Genomic DNA, 23,335 nt, shown 5'->3' with positions numbered 1-23,335 from the left:
GAGGGCCGCGAATTGAAAACGCGCAAATCTATTGCAGGCACTGTACGGCCCCACCCGTCGCAGACGGGACGCCTAGCGCTGTTTGGATGCGCGATGACGCCCCAATTCCCGACCAATGGGTGAGTGGTGGAACGTAACATCAAATCCATAGTTGTGATGGTCTACCTGCTCGCAGTCAGTATTTTGAGCTCGGGTTACCTGATCACGCGTGAAATTCTCGACAAGAACTACCGCGATGCGCTTGCGGTGCAATTGCAGGATGGGGTGCACACTACACAATCCTTGCTGGATATCTGGGCCGATGCGAACAAACGCGAAGCGATCGCAATTTCGGAACTGGCTTTGATCCAGTCCGCAACGCAAAACCTGCTGGAAATCCGCGATGACCGCGACGCGCTGCTGGTTCACCCTGACCAGATACAATTGCGTAAATTCTTTGAACCCTACCTGGCAAGCGACCATATCGAAGGCTATTTCCTGATCGCACCGGACGGGACCAGTCTGGCGTCGTCCAGGGCCGCCAATACGGGCACACCCAACCTGCTGCTGAAGCAACCGGAAATGTTTTTTTCCGCTCTCGCCGGAAAGACGCTCGTGACCCGGTTGCAGAAATCGGATGTACCACTGTCGGATGGAGCCTTCTCCCGTGGCAATACCACGCTTTTCGCTGTGACTCAGATCCGGCAGAAAAACGGTCAGGTGATCGCTCTTTTTGCCCTGCGTCTGCCGCCAAAAACCAAACTATTCCCACTGGTCAATGCCAGCCTGTCAGGGGAACAATTGCGTTCTTATGCTTTCGATTCCGACGGCAATCTTCTGACCCCACCTGGCGAAAACGAGCAGATGGCAAACCACGCTTTTTGGAGTCAAAGCACGGCGCGCCCGCTGACCAGCCCCGACGCCACAGATCCAAGCGATTTCATCATGCCTGTCCGCGAAGCATTGCGCGGCGTCGATGGTGTTTCGACAGAAGGGTATGAAAACTATGCCGGCGTTGAAGCCGTTGGGGCCTGGTCGTTCAACGACGCTCTGGGCTTGGGCATGGTCACTGAAATCGACAAGGCAACCGCCTACCAGACGGCAGCCCTGTTCAAAAATCTGACTTTTATAGCCTTCGCCCTTGGCATGCTGGTGTCCACGCTGGTGTTTCTGGCAATGCTGTTCACCACTCGGCACGCGGACAAGCAACGCCGCATGATGGAATCGGTTCTGTCAGCCAACAAGGATGTCAATTTCCTGCTCAATGCCCAAGGCGTGATCACCCAGGTGAACCCGGCCTTCCGGAACGTGTTCGGCCTCGCCCATGAAGCGGCCATCGGTGAACCGATCACCACCTTTGTCACGCTTGGTCCCGACTATGATGGGGAACTGTCCCCGCAAGAGCTGAAAACCCTAGGTCGCGGCGATGTCGACATGATCGTTCGTGGACGTGGAATCGGACGGGGCGACGGCAATATTCCAATCGGGCTTCGGGTTGAACGGCTTGCTGGCGACAGGTCGCATGACGAATATCTGGTGGTGGTTCACGATTACCGCGACATTGACCGGCGTGAATCCAAGCTGCGCGAAGCGCTGAAGAAGGCGGAAGCCGCCAATCGCACCAAGGCATCCTTCCTATCGACCATCAGCCATGAATTGCGTTCGCCGCTGATCAGTGTGATCTCGGCCATCGAACTGATCATCGGCCGCGCGGCAAATACCGAAGACCGCAATCTTCTCGACGCTTCGCAACGCTCGGCCCAGCTTCTTCTGGGTACGATCGACGACATACTCGATTTCTCCCGGATGGAATCGGGCACTCTCGATCTTAATCTGCAGGATGTCGTTCTGGAAAACGTGCTGGCCGATGTCGCCGACACGCTGCGCTGGCAAGCCTGGAATAGCGATGTCCGGCTGATCCCCTTTTGCGCTCCCGATTTACCACTCGTGCAGGCCGACGGGCTGCGGCTGCGCCAGGTCCTGACGAATCTGATCGGCAACGCGATCAAGTTCAGCGCTCAGATGCCACGTGATGGAGAAGTTAAGGTATCCATCCTGCCTGGCATCCGCCACGGAGACACCCAGCACGTAATCTTGCGGGTTCGCGACAACGGCATCGGCATGACGCAGGAAACCATGGACCAGATCTTCCTGCCGTTTACTCAGGCGGATGGGTCGATCCGCCGCCATTATGGCGGCACCGGGCTGGGACTGGCACTGACTGATCGTCTGGTCAGGTTGATGGACGGAACCATCAGTGTCAGCAGCAATGCCGGCTTCGGGTCAACATTCGAGGTTAAGATCCCTTTGCGGTTTGCCCCGTCCGAACCTTCGGCCCTGCCTGCGGAGCCTGCCAAGCCGCTGGCTGGCAATACGGTTTTGTTCAAAGGCAGAAATTCGGAAATATGCGATATCGTGCGCAGCTACGTCGAAAACGCCGGTGCCGTTTTATTGGAAAACAACCTGCCGCTGGACAGCAATCCGGATCTAAAGCCCGACTATGTCATCATCTATGGTGAAACCGTGGCTGAACTGAAAAACCTGTCTCAGAATATCGACGCTGTGCCGCTGCTGGAAATCGTCAACACGGTCGAAGACAACGACCAGATCAGCAGCGATACCCGCATGGCGGTGACGGCTCTGCTGCCGTCAATGCTGATCCGGAAACTGATCGACCTGAAATCCAAACCAGTCCAGAAACTGGCGACCATTGTGATACCTCAAAGCAAGGTCTTGCTGATCGAAGACGACAAGATGACCCGCGACATCACCATGCGCATGTTGCAGGAACTGGGGATCGCCGCCGATGCCGTCGCCAATGGCAAGGAAGGTCTGGAATTGTGGCGCAGCGGGAAATATGCGCTGTTGCTGTCGGATTGCCACATGCCGATCATGGACGGGTTCCAGATGGCTGCTTGTATCCGCGATGAGGAAATGAAACGCAGACTGCCACAGACGCCCATTGTCGCGGTTTCTGCCGACCTGACGATGGAAATCGAACAACTCTGCCAAACTTGTGAAATCAACGAATACATCCCAAAACCGTTGACCCCGGCCAAGCTGAAGGCCCTGATGGCCTCTTATGCCTCAAACGGCAAAGCCCATCACGACGCCTGAGGCGCGAGCTTCCTGCCCCGGAACTTGGTGCCGGCGCTGGTTCGCATCGCATTCTCCCGCTGTTTGACCTCGGCGGCTTCGAACCTCTTACCCAAAGTCCGAATCCGACCCTGCTGCAATATCAGGCCCCGATCACAAACTTTATCTGCCTGTTCGGCATTAGCAGTGCAAAAGATCACGCTCATTCCAGTTTTTCGGGCCGAGTCGATTTGCTCAAGCAGGTTGTCCGACTCGCCCGCCGACAGTGCAGAGGTAACATTGTCCAACACCAGAAGCCCGGTTTTGAAATAGACCGCCCGTGCAATGGCCAGCGCCCGACGCTGCACCAAGGACAGCCGCGTGACGGGTTGATCCACATCCAAGGTATCGACACCGGCCGCAGCAAGGACGGTCCGCGCCTTTTCACGGGCCTGACGTTTGTTCAGAATCAGAACCGGACCGATCCTGCGCCCGATCCGATTTTCGTGAAGCAGAAACAGGCTGCGCCAGATCGGTAATCCGGGGATCAGGGCATGGGTTTCGAAAACAGTGGAAATCCCGAATGAAATCGCAGCTTGCGGCGCCCCCAGCGAAACCGGTTTGCCGTGCCACACGATCTTGCCACTGTCAGGGCGCTGCAAACCGGCAAGCAGCCGCACAAGGGATGTCTTGCCCGCTCCGGCATCCCCCTGCACCGCCAGAATTTCCCCCGGGTACAGATCGAAGCTGATTTTCTCCAATCCGGGCTGGCGCCCCGGCGCGACAGAAACGTTCTGCAGCGACAGACGGGGACCAGCGAAACCATCCGACATCCGTTCAGACCTCCTGCCGCTGTTGCAGAAACCGGAACGTGATCAAAGCCAGCGCTACCATGACCCCGGTGCGGTACCAAACCGGGTCGCCGCCCACCATAACCAGCGCCTGCTGGCTCATTTTGAGGGCCAGAACGGCGCATATTATACCTGAAACGGTGCCGCGCCCATCGCTTAGCCGCACACCCCCGACAAGCGCCGCCAACAAGGCTTCCAAAGCCAGAGCATCGCCAGCCACCAAGGCCATGTTGCCAGTTTGGACGATGCTCATCACCCCTGCCAGCGCCGCCATAAGCGATGCAATGGCAAAGCTCTGCAACCGCACCGCCGTCACCGGCACACCCAGATTATACGCCGCTAGCGGATCGGCACCGGTGGCGTAGATCCAATTCCCAAACCGGGTCCGGCCCACACCCAGAGCAGCCAGCAGAACCAACATAACCATCCAGACGACACTGATCGGAATGGCCCCGAACAGCCTGAAATCGAATAGCCCGAATGACCAGTAATATCCGTTCAGTTGCATCTTCTGGCTCTGCATCAATGCCGCGACAACGGCATGACAAATCAGCATCGTACCGAGCGTCACAAGCAGCGAATGCACCTTCAGCCGGGTGACCAGGTATCCATTCAACGCGCCGATGATTCCGGCCCCCGTCAACACCGCCGCGACGGTAAATGTCGGGACCAGACCGATATTGATACCAACAACCGTCATGCCACCGGCCAGGGCAAACACCGCCCCGACGGACAGATCGAATTCCCGCGCGGTCAACAGCAGCCCGACACCGGTAGCAACGATTCCAAGCTGCGCCGAAACAAGCAGAACCGCCGAAAGGGTATCGATTGAAAAGAACCCATCGATCAGGATCGAAAACACAACAAAACACATTGCTGCGCCCCGAAAAGCGGGACATTCCATTAAAGACGGCCCGGATTTGAAAAAAGCAAAGCTTAGGCTTCCCGGCGTTGTCGGTTCGGGTGCTGAATTGGGAACCGCAGCGGCAGCTTCCAGTCCCGTTTTCGCAGACACCTTGGTGCCCAACTCCGACATGTGCCCCTCCCCGCCTGCGGCCCGTCAATCAACCCAACCGCGAATCTTCAAAACCTCTTCAAGCATAGGAAAAATCTCCACACCCTTAAAGAAAACAATTTTTAGAAAATTTTTGCGGCGAGGTGGCCCGGAATTGCAATCTTAACGCGATCTTAGACACAATATCTTGTGGTGGCATGCAAAGACCGCCCAAGGCCATGAGGCGCTTGCGCGGTCAAATACAGAATGGTGGCTTGATCAGAAAAAGATATCCGACAAATCGTCATCTTCGGTCTCGACCGCTGCGGGTTGCGGTTCGGGCTTCGCAGCCGCCTGTTCGCTGCCGTCTTTGCCGCTCAGTTCGGCAAACATGATATCCTGGATATCGCGTTCTTCCTGCATCGTGTAGCTGGCGCGGATCTCTTTCAGATGCTGCGCAAAGGTTTCCGATGTGATCGCGTCAGACAGCGCCAGTGGCGCCACTTCGACCAGATCTTGCTGCGCCAGCTGTTCAAGTTCTCGAAAGAACGACAAAAAGGTTTCCGCGCTCGACGATATCGCCTGTGCGATCTGCGGCGCGTCATTGGTCAGGCTGGGCATAAGCTTCGCCAGAACATTTTGCGCCTCGACCAGAGTCGGATCGTTTTCGCCGATCCCATCAATTTCGGCATCCACTGCACCGACCTCGCGCGACGCCCATTCAGTCACCCGCTGCTTGGTCAGATCCATTGTCTCGGCAAACAGATCGAAGGTTACCGGCGCTTCGGAAATGACTTCGTTGATCTGTTGGGAAATCATGATCATGTCCATCGCTTCCTTGAAGCCACGGGCGCAGGTGATGATCGTGTTAAGTGCCGCCAACTGCATCTGGAACGCGCAATCCGACAATGTCTTGGACCGCGCAACCAGTGAATCGTCGGCCTCTTGCAGTCGTTGCTGGGCTTTTTCCTGCGCCCTGGCGCTGGCGGCAAAGTCAAACTTGCGCTTGCCGCTATCATGGTCGTTAAGATTGAGCATACGGGCACTGTCTTCGAAAGAAGACGCGATTTCCCGGCAGCGTGCCAGGAATTCGTTCTGCCGACCGGCCAGATCGGAAAACTGCCTGCTGGCCTTGCGGGTATCGGTGACCGCCTCGGTCACGGTCTGTTGCATCTGTGCCTTAGCCAGAAGGATCAGACTGTGCCCCTCGACCGATTGCGGCGGATAAAGCGACGCGCGGCTGGTGACAAAACGAACATGTTCGGCGCGCTGTCGGCTTCGGTCGCCAACCTGCAACGCCGAAATGACCTCGGAAACGTCGCGTTCGGCAACCGCCACAAATTCAGACAGCCAGGCAGACGCGGACCGTGCTGCGGTCATGCCCTGTTCCAGCGCAGTCAACGCAGTTTCCAGCGCCCGCGCACGTGGCTTCAGCGTCGAAAACAAAGCCTGCGCACGTTGTTCGACATTGCCACCCATGTCTTCGGTCGCGGCGACGATGCTGTCGATCACATCGAACATTTCGTTCACCAGACCCGAGGCGTCGCTGGAAATATCCGACAGGCTTTCGGCCAGTCGCACCAACTGACTGCCCAGCGGTCGATGCCGGTGGCCCTGTGCAATGATCCGCGCATTCAGCGATACAATGTTCGACGACTGAATGATCTTGGACAGTTCTCTCAGCGTCATCGACATCTTGTGGCTGTTGTCGCGCAGGTCCTTTACGAACGCTTTCGCATCCCCGCTGTTGCGGTCGATTTCATCCAACAGATCGGACACTGCCTGCATCCGGTCGTGGATCAGGGTCAGGTTAGCCGGTTCCAGCAACCGATCCAGATCGGCCACGCCTTCGCGCAGCTTCTTGGTGGTGTCAAAGGCGAAAAACAGCTTGTCGAGAATGTCGCTGAGAACGCTTTCCATGCGCAAAAACGGGCCGTCATTCAGACCGTGCGCATCCACTGGCACCATACGAAACTCTTTCATCACACTACCCTTTCAGAGCAACCCTGGCTCGGTGCTCGGCATCAAAACTCATGATCTGCGACGCGATCTTGGACAGATGCACGGCACTTTCCGCCGCACCGCGCTCCACCGCTTCGCGCGGCATCCCATAGACGACGCAGCTTTCTTCGTTCTGCGCCAAGGTCGATGCACCGGCTTCGCGCATTTCCAACAAACATTGGGCACCGTCATCGCCCATCCCGGTCATGATCACGCCCTGCGCATTCGCACCGGCAGAAATCGACAGCGACCGGAACAAGACATCGACCGACGGCTTGTGCCGCGACACCGGCGGCCCATCAATGACCCGGCAGATATAGGCCCGGCCGTTGCGTTCGATCGTGATGTGGTGACTGCCCGGCGCGACCAGCGCCAGACCGCGCTCCATTTTGTCGCCGTCGCGGGCTTCGCGCACGGTAATGTCACACAGTTTATTCAGCCGGTTGGCGAACGCTTCGGTGAATTTTTCCGGCATATGCTGGACAATCGCGATAGGCGGGCAATCGACCGGCAACTCTTTCAGCACGCGGGCCAATGCTTCGGTCCCGCCGGTCGAGGCGCCGATGCCGATGATCGGCGGCGTTTTCACCACTGCCGGTGCAGTCGGATTGCGCCTTGGCATGATCACATCGGGGGATTGCTTCTTCTGCGGATTGAAATCGCGCACCGTGCGTTTCGGTTTCGCCTTGGATTTTGGGCTGATCCGCGCCTGCGACGCTGCGCGAACCGCGTGACATACCCGTTGAGTACCTTCGTCATCCTTGGACAACGCCCCGACATCCGCCTTCGACAGGACTTCAACGGCCCCCATCTCCAGCGCCTTCATCGACGCGGCCGATCCCTGTTGCGTGTGATTGGAACAGATCACGACCGGGATCGGATGCTGCGCCATGATCCGGCGCAGGAAAGTCAGGCCGTCCATACGCGGCATTTCCACGTCCAAAAGGATCACATCGGGCAATGCCTTGCGCATCTTTTCGGCGGCATCGAACGGATCGCGCGCCATATCAACCACTTTCAGATCGGGCGCGGTTTCGACCATCTGCTTCAGCATCGTGCGTGCGGTCAGCGAATCTTCGACGATCATCACCCGCACCTGATCGTGCGTTGTAACATGTGCATTCATCACACAATCTCCTTGCGGAACGCAGCGGCAGCGCATTGGCCCAGCCGGGGGTCTGTCACAGCCGCGGATTCAGAATGACCAACGAACAGATAACCACCAGGACGCACATGGTCGGCAATTTTTGAGACGACTTTTTTCTGCATCGCTTCGTCGAAATAGATCAAAACATTGCGCAAGAAGATCACGTCCATGTTCCGGTCGACGGGAAAATTCGGATCGGTCAGATTCATCTGGGCAAACACCACCTTGTCGCGCAGGTTCTGCACGATGCGTGCCAGTTCGCGGCCATCGCTGGAATGGCCCATTTCCATATATTCGTCCTGCATCGACTGCGGGATATCAACCAGTTCCTCACGGGTATAAATCGCCTGACGTGCCTTGGTCACCACGATGCTGGAAATGTCAGTACCCAGAATCGAAAACTGGAACCCCGGATTGCGCTTGGCATGCTCGGCAAAGATCATCGCCGCGGTATAGGCTTCTTCGCCACTCGAACTTGCCGCGCTCCAGAACTTGAAACTGCGCGTCGAAGAATGCTTGGGCAGGATGTGCTTTTCCATGAACCCGAAATGCGCTTTTTCGCGGAAAAAATCCGTCTTGTTCGTGGTCAGAACATCAATGATATGCGGCAGTTCGCTTTGCAGCTGGCCGTCGTCAAACACCATTCTCAGATAGGTGCGGATATCCGGCACGCCGACCGCACGAATGCGTTTCCGCAGCCGGCCTTCGATCATGGTCGATTTGTTTTCGGGCAACAGAATGCCCGTTTTCTCGGTCACGATGGCGCACAGTTTTGTGCGCAGCTCTCGGTCGGCGGCAATGATGGGTGACGACATGGCAATCCCTTTATTTTTTTAATATTATGGCTGCTCTTAAGTCTCTTCGGGGGCTTGGTGAAATTCCGCGATCACCTTCGAACTCAGCATCCGGTCGAGATCGAGAACCGTAACGAAATCGCCGTTGCGACGGCCGACACCTTCGACCATGCGGGCATCCCAGTTCAGCAATCCGTCCTGAGCGAAAGTCTGTAGCTTGTCGTCGTCCAGACGGGTCACTTCGAAAACCTGATCGGCACGCAGGCCAACGGACATTTCAGATTCGCCGTTTCGGACCGACAGAACCACGATCCGGGTTTCGGTGGTGTCTTCCTTGAATGGCCGCGCCAACAACAGGCGCAGATCGACCACCAGAATGCTCTCGCCGCGCAGATCGATATACCCTAGCAAAAATTCAGGGGCTTGCGGCAGCCTGGTGGCCGGCTTGGGGTCGAGGATTTCCACCACCCGCGATACCGGCAGGGCGACGTATTCCTCACCCAGGCTACAGGTCAGAAAAGTCTTTTGGATTTCATCGGTCATGAGCTGCTGATCAAGCATGTTCGGCGTCCTGTTTCACGGTTTGAAAGGCTGCGGCACGCATTACTGCTGCAATGGGCCGTGCGGTTGTTAGTGTTCGAAAGGCCGGATCGCGCATGGCGAAATCCTCATGCTGCTTCATCGTCGGCATGAGCCGCGCCAATATATTCTTGGGCGACACGTTCCAGATCGATCAGGTTGACGAAACGGTCCTGCCAACGGCCGATGCCCTTGATGGTCTGCGCCGGCCAACGGGTTCCGACCGATGGCACTGGCTGTACGGTTTCGGGATCCATAGACATCACGGCGTGCACCTTTTCGGCAATCAACCCGATGGTGACATTTCCCGATCCCAGCGCCAGTTCCAGAACCAGAATCCGGGTGTCGATATCGAACGGCTTATCCGGCATTTCAAACAGCGGACGCAGATCGGTCACCGGCACGACCACGCCGCGCACATTCATCAGACCGGCAGAATAGACCCCTGCCATCGGCACCCGGGTGATCCGGGGCGGCTCCAGCACTTCGCGCAGGATGCGGGTCGGCACCGCCATCAATTCGCCGCCCATTTCGAAGGCCACCAGATCCTTCAGTTCATCTTCGGTGGCGGATATCAGTGACAGGCTCATGCTGCTTGCTCCTTGTCCAGATTGTCCAGTCCCTGAGACTTGACCAGTTGCGCCACATCGATGATCAGCGCGACATCGCCATCACCAAGTATGGTGGCACCCGAGAAAACGTTCAGGCGGCTGTGCATCGGTGACAATTGCTTGATGACCGTCTGGTAGGACCCGATGATCCGATCGACCGCCAGACCGATCTGGGTGTCGCCGGTTTCCACCAGAACCACCTTGGGATGCTCGTTAACCGGCCCCGAACATCCGAACACTTCGCGCAGTCGCATGATCGAAACCAGCTTTTCGCGCAGTTCGATTACGGTGGTCGGCTCGGACCCTTTGCGCAAATCTTCGGGCTGTTCCACGATACCACCCACCGCGGCCAGCGGAATGGTGAAACGCTCATCACCGACCTGCATCAACAGCCCTTCGATGATCGCCAGAGTCAGCGGCAGCCGCAACGTAAAGGTAGATCCGGCACCCAGTTCAGATTCGATTTCCACCGATCCGCGCAGCGCCTCCACCGTCGATTTGACCACGTCGGTACCAACGCCACGCCCGGACAGGTCGGTGATCTTTTCGGCGGTTGAGAACCCCGGCTCCATCAGCAGCGCAAAGGTTTCGCTCCGGGTCAGAATGGCATTTTCTTCAATCAAGCCACGCGCTACGGCGCGCTGGTGAATGAAATCGGGGTCCAGCCCCTTGCCATCATCCTTCACGCTGATCAGCACGTCCGCGCCGGAATAGCGCGCGCTCAGCGTGACGGTGCCGCGTTCGGCTTTTCCTGCTCCAATCCGCGTTTCGCGATCTTCAAGACCGTGATCCACCGCATTGCGCAGGATGTGAACCAGTGGATCGGACAGTTTTTCGATCACCGTCTTGTCCAGCTCGGTGGTTTCGCCTTCGATGACGAAATCGAAATCCTTGCCTGTCTTGCCCGCCAGGTCATGCGCCAGACGCTGGAACCGTCCAGTGATGCTCGACATCGGTGTCATCCGGATCGCCATCGTGGTGTCGCGCAGGCCAAGCGCCAGGCGCTGAATATTTTCCACCACTTCCATCAGGTCTGGGTTTTCCAGCTTCGCCGCCAAATCCGACAACCGGGCCTCGGCGATCACCAATTCACCGACGCGGTCCATGATATCGTCCAGACGTTCGGCCGAAACCCGCATCTGCACCTTGGCGGTGCCTGGTTTCTTGGCTCCCTGAGCCGCCTGTTTCTGGTCTGACGCGGCCTTGTCTTCTGCCTTCACCGCCACTTCTGGCGCTGCAACCGCAGACGACGGTGCCGCGCGGATCGGTTCCAGCGATAGTTCCATCTGGTCCTCGTGGAACATGAAAACGTCACGGATGTCCGCTTCCGAAGCGTCCGCAGGCAACGTCACCCGCCATGCGGTGTGCATTTCCGACGGTTTCAGATCGGCCAGAGCGGGCAGCCCATCGGTCAAGGCTTCGACCTTGGTACCTTCGCCGCCGATCTCGATCAGCTCGTCCAGCATCGCGATTGGGTTGCCACCGATTTCCATAAAATCCGGCGGCAGTTTGAAAACCAGTGTCCAGCCCTCTACCTCCCCCTCGGAGGACGCCACTTCGTCGGGGGCGTCCGCCTGCGCGGCTGCCGGGGCTTCCCCCTTTGTGACAGCGCTCAGCGCCGCTTTCAGCTCGGCATCGCGGTCTTCCGGCGGGTCTTCGCCTTCCAGCAGTTCCACGATCAGATCATAGGCTTTCAACGACACTGCTATCAACTCGGGGGTGACGGTCGATTTGCCGGACCGCACCGCCTCAAAGGCGGCTTCGAAATCGTGAATGAACGCGGCCAGACGGGCGTAACCGAACATCGCACCGGTGCCCTTCAGCGTATGCAGATCGCGGAAAACCTGAGTCACCAGTTCGGCATTGTCTGGTGTCTTGTTCAACTCCAGCAGCGCATCCTGAAGACTTTCGATCAGCGCCTCGGTTTCCTGACGGAATATCTCTTGGGTTTCTGCATCAATCATCAGCCGACCACCTTATTCACAACGGCCAGCAGCTTGGCCTGTTCAAACGGTTTCATGATCCAGCCCAACGCCCCCGCCGACCGCGCCTGATCCTTCAGGTTGCCTTCGCTTTCCGTCGACAGGAAAATGATAGGAACGCCGTTGCTGCTGGGATCGCTACGATAGGCCTGGATGAATTCAATGCCGGTCATGTTGGGCATGTTCTGGTCTGTAATAACCATGTCGAAGCGTTTGGCCTTGGCTGTTTCCAACCCCTGCGCGCCGTCTTCGCATTGCGTCACTTCAAACCCTTCCTGCTGCAAAGTCATTGCGACCATGCGCCGGACAGAAGGGGAATCGTCGATAATCAGGATGTCTTTGCTCATGTCTCTTCAACCTTTGCGATGGTTTCTTATGCCGTTTCAGTCAAAACGGATCCCAGCCCCGTCTGCGCCAACATTGCGCTGAACGGGACATGTGCTTCGGCCAGATCGGCCAGATTTTCCGGGCTCACGCGGCTTTCCTTTTCAGCAGCGGCAAGTAGCTGGCCGAATGCGAACAACACTGACGGCGGCGCATCCTCGGCCAGATCCAGATCAAGCGCTGCCGTTTTTCCCTCAGGCAGTCCGACGAGCGCGTCGCGGAACGGAACCAGCGTTTCGAATGTGCTGGCGCTATCCAGGGTGATCTGCAGGGCCGTATCGGGCATTGAATGTTCCTTGTCTGTTATTCGCATACGCAGGGATGGCGGGGCACGGTGCCCTCGCCAGGCAGGGGTTTACGAGGCGAGTTTGAAATCGGCGCCGTCTTTGTCGCTTTCGCCGTCGTCACCGAGGTACAGGTCGGCCCCGCCCTCTTCTTCGTCACCTTCCTCGACCACGTCGTGCGACACGATGCGTTCATCGACCTGAAAGAAAGAAATCACTTCGGCCAGTTGTTCAGCCTGGCTCGACAGCTCGGTTGCCGCGCTCGACATTTCTTCCGAAGCCGAGGTGTTTGCCTGTGTCACGCTGTCGAGACGCTGAACCGATTCACTGATCTGGGTCGACCCGATCGCCAATTCGCGCGACGCTGAAGAAATGTCGCTGACCAGCGAAGAGGTCTTTTCGATATTGGGCACCAGTTCCTTCAGCATCTCGCCCGCTTTTGTTGCCGAGGTAACAGTATTCGCGGACAGGGCTGAAATTTCGGCAGCGGCTTTCTGGCTGTTCTCGGCCAGCTTGCGCACTTCAGAAGCGACCACCGCAAAACCACGACCATGTTCACCGGCGCGGGCCGCCTCAACGGCTGCGTTCAGCGCCAACAGGTCGGTCTGACGGGCGATTTCCTGCAAGATCATGATGCGTTCGCCGATGGTTTTCATCGCGTCGACCGCCTCGGACACCGCATCGCCCGATGCTTGTGCATCGTTTGCGGCTCTGGTTGCGATTTCCTCGGTCGTGGTCGCATTGTCCGAACTGGCGCTGATATTGGCCGACATTTCTTCGACCGCGGCCGACACTTCTTCGGTCGACCCGGCCTGAACCGACGCCCCTTCGGACAACGATTCCGACGTTCCCGCCATCTGGTTGGCGCCCGACGCCAGGTTGCGCACGGCCGATGCCACGTTTTCAACGGTATCGCGCAGACGCAGGACCATCTCGTTCTGAACGTTCAACAGATCGCTGATTTCGTTATTGCCTGTCACAGTGGCGGTTTCACGCAGATCGCCTTCGGCCACACGGCGGGCCAGTTCGATCGACCGTTTGAACCCCGACGAAATGCTGCGCAGGATAAGCAACGCCGAAATGCCGCTGATCACGAAGCCAACCACAACCAGGATCGACATGTTGCGCACCGTTTCGGACAGCGCCGCCTTGGCTTTTTCCACTTCGGCCTGCATTCCGGTGTTCACCGTTTCGGTCAGGCCGGTCAGCACATCCAGTGCTGCATTCGTCGCGTCGCGCGATCCGTTATGGTACAGGATCGTCGCCGCCCGGGCCTTCCCCTTGGATCCGCTCTGACTGTATTCCAGCGATGTCTGGTTGGTTTCATAGGCAAGGTCATGCATCGTCTGCAACTGTGACAGCGAGTTCTGAGTTTCCTCATCGACATTCGCCTGCAGTTCCTTGACCAGCCCGTTATAGACACCGTTCAGCCGGTCGATTTCCTTCATCATACCCGGTATCCGCTCGGGTTCTCCGGTCGGCAAAGGGATCAGGATTTCTGAAACCACACTGCGCAAGGCGCTTTCCGTGGCCGCGATTTCCTCGATGATGTTGACCTTGGCCATCTCGACATTAACCACACGATCGAAGGTCGCATTGGCTTTTTGCATCTCACTGACAGCAAAATACATGCTGCCGGCAAACATGCTCAGAATGAAAAGAAAAGTCAGAGCCAACCGGGCTTTGAGTGTGAACCGCATGGTTTATCCTTCTGAGGCAGAACTATGTACTTGGGAAAAGGGCGCAGCCCTCTCGCTGGAGGCCAAACCGCATTCCGAAATGAAATCGTGACGCGGTTGCGCTGTCGAAGAACTCAATGTCGAGACTGATCCGTACATTCGAACACACCCAAAACCGTTACCATCACGAAACACGCACGAAGCGCTCTGACTATGAAAACGGCATGAAACGGGGAATTTTACAGGGATCAACGAATGTGACTAAGGTCGCATCACGCTTGAGAGCGAAACTTAGTCGAAAGTCTGGGACACACCGCCTTATTGATGGATAATCCGACTCATTTGAACCTTGGCAAGCCAACGAATGGCAGGCAGCAAATCGCGGCGACTCGCTATTTATGGTAAGGGCACCGCGACATTCGTCCTACCGGCAGTCCCTGCGGCGGATACCCTTTCGATGGCAAAATGCCCCAATATCGGCACTGTGCTCCACGCGCAGATGGCGGCGGATCATCGTCTTTCTGCTGTAGGGGAATGGTGGCGGTGCAGGGACTTGAACCCCGGACACGCGGATTATGATTCCGCTGCTCTAACCAACTGAGCTACACCGCCAAAGTGGAATGCGAATTACGAAAGCAGGGCGATGGCGTCAAGGGCGAAAATGCGCCGGGTCGACTCTTTTTCATCGCAACGGTCAAACCGGTCAGACCGAAACCGCCTCGACCAGTTCATCCCGGGTCACTTCCGATTTGGTCCCGCGTTTCAACACCGAGCCGCGCCGCATCACCACGAAATCATCCGCCAGCGCATAGGCGAAATCGAAATACTGTTCGACCAGAACGATCGCCATATTGCCCTGATCGCGCAGATATTCGATCACCCGGCCGATTTGTTGAATGATATTGGGCTGAATGCCTTCGGTAGGTTCATCCAGCAGCAATAGTTTCGGCTTGGTGATCATCGCCCGCGCGATGGCCAGCTGCTGTTGTTGCCCACCCGACAGGTCGCCGCCCCGACGATGCAGGAATTCCTTCAGGATCGGGAACAGTTCGTAAATTTCTCCGGGGATGACATGTTCCGACCGCGGCAGGCAGGCATAGGCGGTTTCCATGTTTTCCTGCACCGTCAGCAGCGGAAAAATCATTCGTCCCTGCGGCACATATCCAATGCCCTTCTTGGCCAACTGATGCGCCGGCAAACGGCCCAGGTCTTCGCCGTCCAGTTCCATCGTGCCACCGGAACGCAAATGAGTGCCTGATATCGCCTTGAGCAGCGACGTTTTACCGACCCCATTGGTGCCCATGACACAGGTCACCTTGCCGGTTTGGGCCTCCAGCGAAACCCCGTTGAGGATTTGCGAACTGCCGTAATGCAGGGTCAGGTTGTCGATCTTCAGCATCTCTCAGCGCCCCAGATATACGTCGATGACGTCTTTGTTTTGGGTGACATGGTCCAGCGATCCTTCGGCCAGAACCGACCCTTCATGCAGCACCGTGACCTTGCAATTCAGTCGCCGGACGAATTCCATGTCATGTTCGACAACCACGACAGCGCGGGTCTTGGCCGCCTCGACCAGGATGTCGGTGGTGTGTTCGCGTTCCGACAATGTCATTCCGGCGGCGGGTTCATCGACCAGCAATAAACGCGGTTCCTGCGCCAGCAACATGCCAATTTCCAACCATTGTTTCTGACCGTGGCTCAGCTCTCCGGCCTTGCGCGCCAGTTCGGCACTCAGGCCGATTTCACTGGCCAGTTCTTCGACCCGGGCCAGGTCCCTGAATTTCGGCCTGAAGAACAGCACCGCCCACGGTTTGCGGTCATTCTTCAACGCCATCAGCAGATTGTCGTGGACACTCTGATCTTCGAACACGGTTGGGCGCTGAAATTTGCGCCCCACCCCTTCACGGGCGATACGGGCCTCGGACATTTTTAGCAAAGACACCGATTTTTCACCCCAGATCACCCGGCCCGCATCGGGTCGCGTCTTGCCAGTGACGATATCCATGAAGGTGGTTTTGCCCGCGCCGTTCGGCCCGATAATGGCGCGCATCTCGGCCTGACCTATCTGGAACGACAGATTGTTGATCGCCTTGAAGCCGTCGAAACTGACCGAAACGCCGGACACTTCCAGAAGCGTGCTCATTACTGTGCCTCCTTTTCCTGCAACGACCCGCTTCCGGGGCCCAAGGGCGCGCCGTGCCGGTTGGGACTGCGAATGCCGTCGAGAAGATCGATCAGTCCGCCAATGCCCTTGGGGGCGAACAACGTGACCAGGACGAAACTGAGACCCAAAAGCACCTGCCACCAATCGACCCATTTCACGGTATAGCCGCCCAGCGGCAGATCGGGCACCTGTCCGCCGGTGAACCATGTGGATACCAGAGACACCAAGGCCGCCCCGATCACCGCACCATAAAGCCGGCCGCGCCCGCCGATGGCGACCCAGACCGCGAGGTAGATCGAGGCGATGGGGGCGATTTCAGCCGGGTTGATAATGCCCGCCTGCGGGTAGTAAAGCGCCCCCGCAATGCCCGAAATCATCGCGGTGATGACGAAGATGAACAGCTTGTAGCCTTCGACCGAATAGCCAAGGAACCGCACCCGCGCTTCGTCATCGCGGATACCGCGGATGACGCTGCCGAACTTGCCCGACACCACGAAGGCCGCCAGAAGATAACCAAGACCAAGCGCCAGCGCCGAGGCCCAGAAGAACCAGATCGACACCAGACTTTGCGGGATATCATCGGCACCCGGCAGGTTCTGCAACCCGGAAAGCCCGTTATTGCCGCGCAACCCGCTGTCGTTCTGGAACAGGTAAAGCGCCAGCGCCAGCGTCATCGCCTGGGTCAGGATCGACAGGTAGACGCCGGTCACGCGGGACCGGAAGGCCAGCCAGCCGAAGACCAGCGCCAGAAGTCCCGGCACCGCGACCACGAGGATGAGCTGGAGGGAAAGACTGTCGGCAAAGGCCCATACAGCGGGAAAATCGCTACTGCCCACCACGCCGAATATCTGGCTGCCGATGGCATCGACCACTTCCTGGGAAGTGGGTGGAATTTCAGCATTGGCCAAGGATGTTTCGACGATCTGGCGGGTGCGTTCATACATCAGCCACATCCCGATCATGTAGCCACCCAAGCCAAAGAAGGCGAAATGGCCAAGGCTGAGAATGCCGGTATAGCCCCAGACCAGATCCATCGCGATGGCAATCAGGCACAGGCACAAAGTCTTGCCCAGCGTTTTGACGAAACTGGTGGAAATCAAACCCGCGCCGGTGGCTTCGGACATCAAGGTGACGGCGAGGGTGAACAGCGCCAGCAGGCCGAGGAAGATAAGCACGGACGGGTTGCGCATCAGAAAACTGTTTTTCATGTCAATCTCCCGCGGCGCGGCCCTTGAGGGCGATGATGCCTCTTGGCCGGAACTGGATAAAGATGATGATGAAGATGATCATGTAGGTCTGCGCCGCCAGCGTGTTGGACGGGTTCAGCCATTCGATCCCTTTTTGCAACGATCCGATCATGGTCGCGCCCAGCAGCGTACCCCAGATATTGCCAACGCCACCCACCACCACGGTCATGAAGCTTTGCACGATATAATCGGCCCCCAGCTCACTGGTCACCTTGGCATAAAGCCCGATGGCGACACCGGCGATGCCGGCAATGCCGGAACCAAGCCCAAAGGTCAGCATGTTGACCCGATCCGGGTTGATCCCCATGCTGGCCGCCATGCGCGGGTTCTGCGTCACCGCGCGGGTTTCCAGACCCAGCCGGGTTTTCTTCATCAGGAACAGGAAAAACCCGAGAAATATCATCGCCAGAACGAAGATCGCGATGCGGATATAGCTGATCGCCACCACGTCGTTGAGCACCCACGCCCCGTCGAGCCAACCGGGCGAGGTCAAGGGCCGCGCCTGGGTGCCAAAGATGTTCTTGGCGATCTGCTGTAATGCGATGGAAATACCGAAAGTCGCCAACAGGGTTTCTAGAGGCCGTGAATAGAGCCAGCGGATCACCAGCCGTTCCATCGCCACGCCCGCAGCGAAGGTCACGGCAAAGGCCATCGGGATGGCGACAATGATCGAGACGGTGTAGTTGGGGATGATCTGCTGCACCACGTAACCGGTATAGGCGCCCATCATGATGAATTCGCCATGCGCCATATTGATCACCCCCATCACGCCAAAGGTGATGGCCAGCCCGATCGCGGCCAGAAAATAGATCGAGGCGAGCGATAGTGCATCAAGCCCGAGATCGAGCGCCTGATTGAGCGCCACCTTGGTTTCAATCGCATCGAGCGTCGCGCTGGCGGCATCTGTTACTGCCTGAGACGGTTCGTCATAGATATCGACAAAACGATGCGCCCGGACCGCTTGGGCGGCCTCTGCATCGGTGACGGCGGCGGGGACGATCCCGGCCTTGACCAGACCGGCATAGGCGCGTTCCCGTGCCGCCTGCGTATTCAATTCGGCCACCGGCACGCCGCCGACCATGCCATCCGCAATGTTGTTCAGCATGGCCGCGCGCAGCGCTTCGGGCGTCAGCCGCGGCACACCCAGACCGGCAGCAACGATCAGATCATAGGCTTCGGTTTCGGTCAGATCGTCCGACCCCGGTTTTAATGCCCGCGCGATATTCAGCCCCGCTGGTGGCTCACCGGCAAAAACCTTACGTTTGGAGGTCAGGATCGGGTTCAGAGCCGCGCGCACATCGACCCCCAGATCGCCCTTGATCGCGGCAAGCGCCGTAATCCGGGCATCATCGTCGGGATCGAAGGAAATCGTCTGCAACCGTTCGGTACGGATTTTGCGTGCCTTCAAGTCGGGATCGGTTTCGCTTTCGATCGAAGCCCGCAGCGGCAGCAGGGTGGACGCATCGGGCGCTCGTTCGATAGCGGTCAATGCCTCAGCGCGTCGCGCCGGATCGGGATCGGACAGTTGAAACTGCACCAGCGCGGTCCCGATCAGCGCCCGCACCCCGGAATTGGGTTTGAGCTGTTTCAGCGTTTTCTTGTCGGCCTCACCGACAGCTTCGCCGCTGTCGAAATCGCTCAGCCGGATGGTGCCCGAGGGTAGCGTTTCACCGCGAAAGAACAGCCCATCCCCGGTCCGCAACCACATGTCCTTGCTCTGCCAGGTCTGCAAAACCGCCTGCGCCTGCGGCAGACCGCTATTGGCCAGTGCATCAATAGCGGGCTGAATCGTCTTGCGCGATGATTTGGAGATGAGTGCGCTGTGCTCTTGCAGGATATCCTGCACCGGACCGGCCTGCGCCGGGAGCGAAAGCGCGAGCAGGATCACTGCGCTGAACAGGGTGAGAAGCTGCCGCATTTCTGGGAACCTGGGGTATTTTGGGGAAGGGGTGGGCGGGCACCCGGTCGGTGCCCACCCAAACGTTCAATCAGTAGTTCGATTTGATCTGAACGCAGCTTTCGGTTTCGGTGTTGTACATACCGCAACCCAGATCTTTCCAATCCGACTTCAGCACCGCCGATTCCGGCAGGAAATCGGTCCAGGCGTCGCCCGGCACTTCGGTAGTCTGGCTGATGATGTCGAACTGACCGTCTGCCTGGATTTCGCCGATCAGAACCGGCTTGGCCAGGTGATGGTTCGGCAGCATGACCGAAGTGCCACCGGTCAGGTTCGGATATTCCTGGCCGATCATGGCGGCGGAAACCGCGTCGACATCGGTGGTACCGGCCGCTTCAACCGCGTTCACCCACATGTTGAAGCCGATGAAATGCGCTTCCATCGGGTCATTGGTAACGCGTTCGTCGCCCATCTTGGCCTTCCAGGCGGCGACGAATTCGTCGTTCAGTTCGGATTCAGCCGACTGGAAATAGTTCCAGGCTGCCAGATGGCCAACCAGGTTGGCGGTGTCGAGACCCGACAATTCCTCTTCGCCGACCGAGAAGGCCACGACCGGAATGTCATCAGCCGAAATACCGGCAGCAGCCAGTTCCTTGTAAAAACCGATATTGGCGTCGCCATTGATGGTGCTGATCACGCCGACCTTTTTACCATCCGCGCCCAGAGCCACGACATCGGCCACGATTTTCGACCAATCGGAATGGCCGAAGGGGGTGTAGTTGACGAAGATATCCTCTTCGGCGATGCCTTTGCCCTTCAGGTAGCTTTCCAGAATGTTGTTGGTGGTACGCGGATAGACATAGTCAGTCCCCAGCAGCGCGAATTTTTCGACTCCCAACTCATCGAGGAAATAATCGGTCGCCGGGATCGCCTGCTGGTTCGGCGCCGCACCGGTGTAGAATACGTTTTTCGAGCTTTCTTCGCCCTCATACTGCACCGGGTAGAACAGCAACCCGTTCAGTTCTTCGATGACCGGCAGAACCGATTTGCGCGATACCGAGGTCCAGCAGCCGAACATCACGTCAACATCCTGCACCGTCAGCAATTCGCGCGCTTTTTCAGCAAACAGCGGCCAGTCGGACGCCGGGTCGACGACAACCGCTTCCAATTGCTTGCCCAGCACGCCGCCCTTGGCGTTCTGTTCGTCGATCAGCATCAGCATCGTGTCTTTCAGCGTGGTTTCCGAGATCGCCATCGTCCCGGACAGCGAATGCAGCACGCCAATCTTGATGGTGTCTTCGGCGGCGGCGGCCGGAAGGCTCAGCGCGCCCAGAGCCAAAGCCCCCGCAAGCGTGGATTTCAGAAAAGTCATAGTTATCCTCCAGGCGGGGCTTTTTTATATGCAAGTCTTGTCCGGCAACGCCGGACCGCTTACGTGATCCCCCGCAACATGTGATTTGTTGCACCAGTGTGACGGCCGTTCGATTTCCACATCCTTGCGGTCGTCACACGCCCCGTGCAGGAAACGCATTTCCCTGGGGGCAGAGCCAAGAGAGGTCGGAAGCAGCCAACCGCGCAACTTTCCCGGCACATCCGTTTTGCTGCACTGCCGCATTTGGTTATTTTTTAAGCAAAACCCAAGGCTAGCGCCCATTAATTGGGCTCATATTTAGTCGAAATCCACCCTCAGCCCGTTTTTTAAGCGTTCCACTTCCAAGCTGCTGCGCTTTGTGCGACCGATTCCGTGCAAAGGCATGAATGCTGGAGGGGATCATCACTATCGCGGCCAAAATATCATCAGGCCTGCCTATTTCGCAGCAGCCCCGTGCAGAAGGCACGGCAATGGTGTTTTCCAAGTTGCGCGGCGACCGCTCGGCCCTCTCCGATTTGCGCACATCCGGCTGCATGAAGATGCTGTTCCCGCGCGGAGACGGTAAGGAACTGACCGGCATTCTGCTCAACACTGCGGGCGGTGTTACCGGTGGCGACCACCTGTCGCTGCACGCCGGGGCAAAGGCAGGCAGCCATCTGCGCCTGTCCACGCAAGCCTCCGAACGGATCTACCGCGCCCAGCCCGGCGAGGTCGGCCAGATCGAAACCGACCTCAGCGCCGCAGACGGCGCAAGGCTAGACTGGTTGCCGCAGGAAACCATCCTTTTCGACCGCGCCGCATTGATCCGTCGATTGACGGTCAATCTGTCGGGTAACGCCCGCCTGCTACTGGCCGAACCCTTGATCTTTGGCCGCGCGGCGATGGGTGAAACCGTGGACGCTGCGCAGTTGACCGACCAGATCCGGGTGATCCGCGACGGCAGCCTGATCTTTGCCGACACGATGCGATTGCAGGGCGATCTGCGGGCACATATGGCGCGCACCGCCATCGGTGCGGGCGCGGGCGCGATGGCCACGGTCCTGCTGGCAACCACCACCGACGAAGCCGACAGCCTGCTGCCGCAAATCCGCGCTCTGCTGCCGGACAGCGCCGGGGCATCGGTGATCCGGCCGGGTCTGCTTTATCTGCGCCTTCTAAGCCTTGACGGGTTCGAACTGCGCAAAACCCTACTTCCCGTTCTGACCTGCCTGAACGGGGGCAACCTTCCCAGAACCTGGATGATCTGACATGAATCTCACACCCAGAGAAAAAGACAAATTGATGGTCGCAATGGCGGCCGAAGTGGCCCGCAAACGGCTGGCGCGCGGCGTCAAACTGAACCATCCCGAAGCGATCGCGCTGATCACCGACGCGGTGGTTGAAGGTGCCCGCGACGGCCGTTCGGTCGCAGAGATGATGGAGGCGGGCGCGCAGGTGATCAGCCGCGACCAGTGCATGGAAGGCATCGCCGAGATGATCCATGAAGTGCAGGTCGAAGCAACCTTCCCGGACGGCACCAAGCTGGTGACGGTCCACGATCCGATCCGTTGAATTTTGAGTATTTTTAGCAAGATGAAAGAGGAGAGGCGCCCATGATCCCCGGTGAATTGTTTCCCGCGGCAGGCGAGCTGGAGCTGAACGCCGACCGCGAAACCATCACCCTGATGGTGGCCAATACCGGCGACCGCCCGGTGCAGGTCGGATCGCACTACCATTTCCATGAAACCAACCCGGCGCTCGATTTCGACCGCGGCGCCGCACGCGGCATGCGGCTGGACATCGCTGCCGGGACCGCGGTGCGGTTCGAACCGGGCCAGCGGCGCGAGGTGACGCTGGTCCCGGTTTCGGGCAACCGCGCGATTTACGGATTCAATCAGAAAGTGATGGGCAAACTGTGAAACTGATTATCACCCTGTCTGCCTTGCTGGCCACATCCGGTGCCGCGCAGGCGCTCGATTGCAGCGCCCCGCAGACCCAGCAGGACATGAACCAATGCGCCTATCAGATGTGGCAATATGCCGATGAGGATTTGAATCTGGCCTATCAGATGGCCCGCGATTTCATGCGGACCACCGACAGTTATCTGCCCGAAAACCTGAAAGGGGCCGAAGCCGCGCTGCGCGATGCCCAGCGCGCCTGGATCCCGTTCCGCGACAATGCCTGTGCCGCCGAAGGCTTTGCCTTTCGGGGCGGGTCGATGGAACCGCTGATGGTTTTGAGCTGCAAAGAACGCCTGACCCGGCAGCGCACCGAAGAGTTGCGCAGCCTGTCCGAGATGAATTGAGCCTGAAAGGG

At 58.1% G+C, this 23,335-nt stretch carries 21 protein-coding genes and 1 tRNA gene; 5 read left to right on the top strand and 17 right to left on the bottom strand.

Annotated features, from left to right (window positions below; genetic code table 11):
* The first annotated feature begins 126 nt into the window (after positions 1–126).
* Positions 127–3,096, top strand: coding sequence for an ATP-binding protein (locus VOI23_RS09335; RefSeq protein ID WP_323784423.1), 2,970 nt, complete (start codon positions 127–129; stop codon positions 3,094–3,096).
* Here VOI23_RS09335 and VOI23_RS09330 read toward each other — a convergent pair.
* The 17 genes from VOI23_RS09330 to urtA form a co-directional block, all read right to left on the bottom strand.
* Complete coding sequence (locus VOI23_RS09330; RefSeq protein WP_323784421.1) at positions 3,084–3,887, bottom strand: ATP-binding cassette domain-containing protein; 804 nt, start codon at positions 3,885–3,887, stop codon at positions 3,084–3,086. The two genes, VOI23_RS09335 and VOI23_RS09330, sit on opposite strands and share 13 nt — an antisense overlap.
* Positions 3,888–3,891: 4 nt before the next feature.
* Positions 3,892–4,779 carry an ABC transporter permease gene (locus tag VOI23_RS09325; RefSeq protein WP_323784419.1) on the bottom strand — a complete coding sequence of 296 codons (888 nt, stop codon included), beginning with the start codon at positions 4,777–4,779 and terminating at the stop codon, positions 3,892–3,894.
* Positions 4,780–5,178: 399 nt separating this feature from the next.
* Positions 5,179–6,882 (bottom strand): hypothetical protein, encoded by a 1,704-nt coding sequence (locus VOI23_RS09320; RefSeq protein WP_323784417.1) that lies wholly within the window; start codon positions 6,880–6,882, stop codon positions 5,179–5,181.
* 4 nt (positions 6,883–6,886) lie between these two features.
* Complete coding sequence (locus VOI23_RS09315; protein WP_323784415.1) at positions 6,887–8,026, bottom strand: chemotaxis response regulator protein-glutamate methylesterase; 1,140 nt, start codon at positions 8,024–8,026, stop codon at positions 6,887–6,889.
* A complete protein-coding gene (locus VOI23_RS09310; RefSeq protein WP_323784413.1) occupies positions 8,026–8,862 on the bottom strand; it encodes a CheR family methyltransferase in 837 nt (278 codons plus the stop codon). Before VOI23_RS09310 ends, VOI23_RS09315 begins: the two co-directional genes overlap by 1 nt.
* Positions 8,863–8,898: 36 nt before the next feature.
* Positions 8,899–9,402, bottom strand: a complete 504-nt coding sequence (locus VOI23_RS09305; protein ID WP_323784411.1) for a chemotaxis protein CheW — start codon at positions 9,400–9,402, stop codon at positions 8,899–8,901.
* A 107-nt stretch (positions 9,403–9,509) separates the two neighbouring features.
* Positions 9,510–10,010, bottom strand: coding sequence for a chemotaxis protein CheW (locus tag VOI23_RS09300; RefSeq protein WP_323784409.1), 501 nt, complete (start codon positions 10,008–10,010; stop codon positions 9,510–9,512).
* Complete coding sequence (locus VOI23_RS09295; protein WP_323784407.1) at positions 10,007–11,995, bottom strand: chemotaxis protein CheA; 1,989 nt, start codon at positions 11,993–11,995, stop codon at positions 10,007–10,009. The genes VOI23_RS09300 and VOI23_RS09295 overlap by 4 nt, the downstream gene beginning before the upstream one ends.
* A complete protein-coding gene (locus VOI23_RS09290) occupies positions 11,995–12,360 on the bottom strand; it encodes a response regulator (RefSeq protein WP_323784405.1) in 366 nt (121 codons plus the stop codon). Before VOI23_RS09290 ends, VOI23_RS09295 begins: the two co-directional genes overlap by 1 nt.
* A gap of 26 nt (positions 12,361–12,386) precedes the next feature.
* Positions 12,387–12,683 carry a hypothetical protein gene (locus tag VOI23_RS09285; RefSeq protein ID WP_323784403.1) on the bottom strand — a complete coding sequence of 99 codons (297 nt, stop codon included), beginning with the start codon at positions 12,681–12,683 and terminating at the stop codon, positions 12,387–12,389.
* Positions 12,684–12,752: 69 nt separating this feature from the next.
* Positions 12,753–14,381, bottom strand: a complete 1,629-nt coding sequence (locus VOI23_RS09280) for a methyl-accepting chemotaxis protein (protein ID WP_323784401.1) — start codon at positions 14,379–14,381, stop codon at positions 12,753–12,755.
* A gap of 514 nt (positions 14,382–14,895) precedes the next feature.
* Positions 14,896–14,972, bottom strand: a tRNA-Met gene (locus VOI23_RS09275).
* 91 nt (positions 14,973–15,063) lie between these two features.
* On the bottom strand, positions 15,064–15,759 hold the full coding sequence (gene urtE / locus VOI23_RS09270; RefSeq protein WP_323784399.1) for an urea ABC transporter ATP-binding subunit UrtE: 696 nt from the start codon (positions 15,757–15,759) through the stop codon (positions 15,064–15,066).
* Positions 15,760–15,762: 3 nt separating this feature from the next.
* Positions 15,763–16,503, bottom strand: coding sequence for an urea ABC transporter ATP-binding protein UrtD (gene urtD, locus VOI23_RS09265; RefSeq protein ID WP_323784397.1), 741 nt, complete (start codon positions 16,501–16,503; stop codon positions 15,763–15,765).
* Positions 16,503–17,732: an urea ABC transporter permease subunit UrtC gene (urtC, locus tag VOI23_RS09260; protein WP_323784395.1), complete on the bottom strand. Its 1,230-nt coding sequence runs from the start codon at positions 17,730–17,732 to the stop codon at positions 16,503–16,505. Before urtC ends, urtD begins: the two co-directional genes overlap by 1 nt.
* Before the next feature lies 1 nt (position 17,733).
* Positions 17,734–19,689 (bottom strand): urea ABC transporter permease subunit UrtB, encoded by a 1,956-nt coding sequence (gene urtB, locus VOI23_RS09255; RefSeq protein WP_323784393.1) that lies wholly within the window; start codon positions 19,687–19,689, stop codon positions 17,734–17,736.
* A gap of 70 nt (positions 19,690–19,759) precedes the next feature.
* Complete coding sequence (urtA, locus tag VOI23_RS09250; RefSeq protein WP_323784390.1) at positions 19,760–21,040, bottom strand: urea ABC transporter substrate-binding protein; 1,281 nt, start codon at positions 21,038–21,040, stop codon at positions 19,760–19,762.
* A 470-nt stretch (positions 21,041–21,510) separates the two neighbouring features.
* Between urtA and VOI23_RS09245 the strand changes: the two genes are divergently transcribed.
* Genes VOI23_RS09245 through VOI23_RS09230 form a run of 4 tightly spaced genes read left to right on the top strand, consistent with a single transcriptional unit; the run spans position 21,511 to position 23,324 of the window.
* A complete protein-coding gene (locus VOI23_RS09245; RefSeq protein ID WP_323784388.1) occupies positions 21,511–22,287 on the top strand; it encodes an urease accessory protein UreD in 777 nt (258 codons plus the stop codon).
* A 1-nt stretch (position 22,288) separates the two neighbouring features.
* Positions 22,289–22,591, top strand: a complete 303-nt coding sequence (locus VOI23_RS09240) for an urease subunit gamma (RefSeq protein ID WP_323784385.1) — start codon at positions 22,289–22,291, stop codon at positions 22,589–22,591.
* 41 nt (positions 22,592–22,632) lie between these two features.
* Positions 22,633–22,938, top strand: a complete 306-nt coding sequence (locus tag VOI23_RS09235) for an urease subunit beta (RefSeq protein WP_323784383.1) — start codon at positions 22,633–22,635, stop codon at positions 22,936–22,938.
* Entirely contained in the window at positions 22,935–23,324 is a 390-nt protein-coding gene (locus VOI23_RS09230; protein WP_323784381.1) for a lysozyme inhibitor LprI family protein, read from the top strand. The genes VOI23_RS09235 and VOI23_RS09230 overlap by 4 nt, the downstream gene beginning before the upstream one ends.
* The last annotated feature ends 11 nt before the right edge of the window (positions 23,325–23,335 follow it).

The sequence above is a fragment of the Thalassovita sp. genome (assembly GCF_034670005.1).
In the GTDB taxonomy this organism is placed as follows: domain Bacteria; phylum Pseudomonadota; class Alphaproteobacteria; order Rhodobacterales; family Rhodobacteraceae; genus Thalassobius.
The sequence above is the reverse complement of the archived record's forward strand: the minus strand, read 5'-3'. Positions and strand labels throughout refer to the sequence as shown.

What these genes read in the sequence shown, in the direction of transcription:
- urtE (WP_323784399.1), bottom strand. Translation starts at nt 15,759, where the DNA reads ATGCTGAAGATCGACAACCTGACCCTGCATTACGGCAGTTCGCAAATC.
- VOI23_RS09320 (WP_323784417.1), bottom strand. Translation starts at nt 6,882, where the DNA reads ATGAAAGAGTTTCGTATGGTGCCAGTGGATGCGCACGGTCTGAATGAC.
- urtC (WP_323784395.1), bottom strand. Translation starts at nt 17,732, where the DNA reads ATGAAAAACAGTTTTCTGATGCGCAACCCGTCCGTGCTTATCTTCCTC.
- VOI23_RS09305 (WP_323784411.1), bottom strand. Translation starts at nt 9,402, where the DNA reads ATGCTTGATCAGCAGCTCATGACCGATGAAATCCAAAAGACTTTTCTG.
- urtD (WP_323784397.1), bottom strand. Translation starts at nt 16,503, where the DNA reads ATGAGCACGCTTCTGGAAGTGTCCGGCGTTTCGGTCAGTTTCGACGGC.
- VOI23_RS09245 (WP_323784388.1), top strand. Translation starts at nt 21,511, where the DNA reads ATGGTGTTTTCCAAGTTGCGCGGCGACCGCTCGGCCCTCTCCGATTTG.
- VOI23_RS09315 (WP_323784415.1), bottom strand. Translation starts at nt 8,026, where the DNA reads ATGAATGCACATGTTACAACGCACGATCAGGTGCGGGTGATGATCGTC.
- urtB (WP_323784393.1), bottom strand. Translation starts at nt 19,689, where the DNA reads ATGCGGCAGCTTCTCACCCTGTTCAGCGCAGTGATCCTGCTCGCGCTT.
- VOI23_RS09235 (WP_323784383.1), top strand. Translation starts at nt 22,633, where the DNA reads ATGATCCCCGGTGAATTGTTTCCCGCGGCAGGCGAGCTGGAGCTGAAC.
- urtA (WP_323784390.1), bottom strand. Translation starts at nt 21,040, where the DNA reads ATGACTTTTCTGAAATCCACGCTTGCGGGGGCTTTGGCTCTGGGCGCG.
- VOI23_RS09285 (WP_323784403.1), bottom strand. Translation starts at nt 12,683, where the DNA reads ATGCCCGATACGGCCCTGCAGATCACCCTGGATAGCGCCAGCACATTC.
- VOI23_RS09300 (WP_323784409.1), bottom strand. Translation starts at nt 10,010, where the DNA reads ATGAGCCTGTCACTGATATCCGCCACCGAAGATGAACTGAAGGATCTG.
- VOI23_RS09290 (WP_323784405.1), bottom strand. Translation starts at nt 12,360, where the DNA reads ATGAGCAAAGACATCCTGATTATCGACGATTCCCCTTCTGTCCGGCGC.
- VOI23_RS09325 (WP_323784419.1), bottom strand. Translation starts at nt 4,779, where the DNA reads ATGTGTTTTGTTGTGTTTTCGATCCTGATCGATGGGTTCTTTTCAATC.
- VOI23_RS09240 (WP_323784385.1), top strand. Translation starts at nt 22,289, where the DNA reads ATGAATCTCACACCCAGAGAAAAAGACAAATTGATGGTCGCAATGGCG.
- VOI23_RS09295 (WP_323784407.1), bottom strand. Translation starts at nt 11,995, where the DNA reads ATGATTGATGCAGAAACCCAAGAGATATTCCGTCAGGAAACCGAGGCG.
- VOI23_RS09310 (WP_323784413.1), bottom strand. Translation starts at nt 8,862, where the DNA reads ATGTCGTCACCCATCATTGCCGCCGACCGAGAGCTGCGCACAAAACTG.
- VOI23_RS09280 (WP_323784401.1), bottom strand. Translation starts at nt 14,381, where the DNA reads ATGCGGTTCACACTCAAAGCCCGGTTGGCTCTGACTTTTCTTTTCATT.
- VOI23_RS09330 (WP_323784421.1), bottom strand. Translation starts at nt 3,887, where the DNA reads ATGTCGGATGGTTTCGCTGGTCCCCGTCTGTCGCTGCAGAACGTTTCT.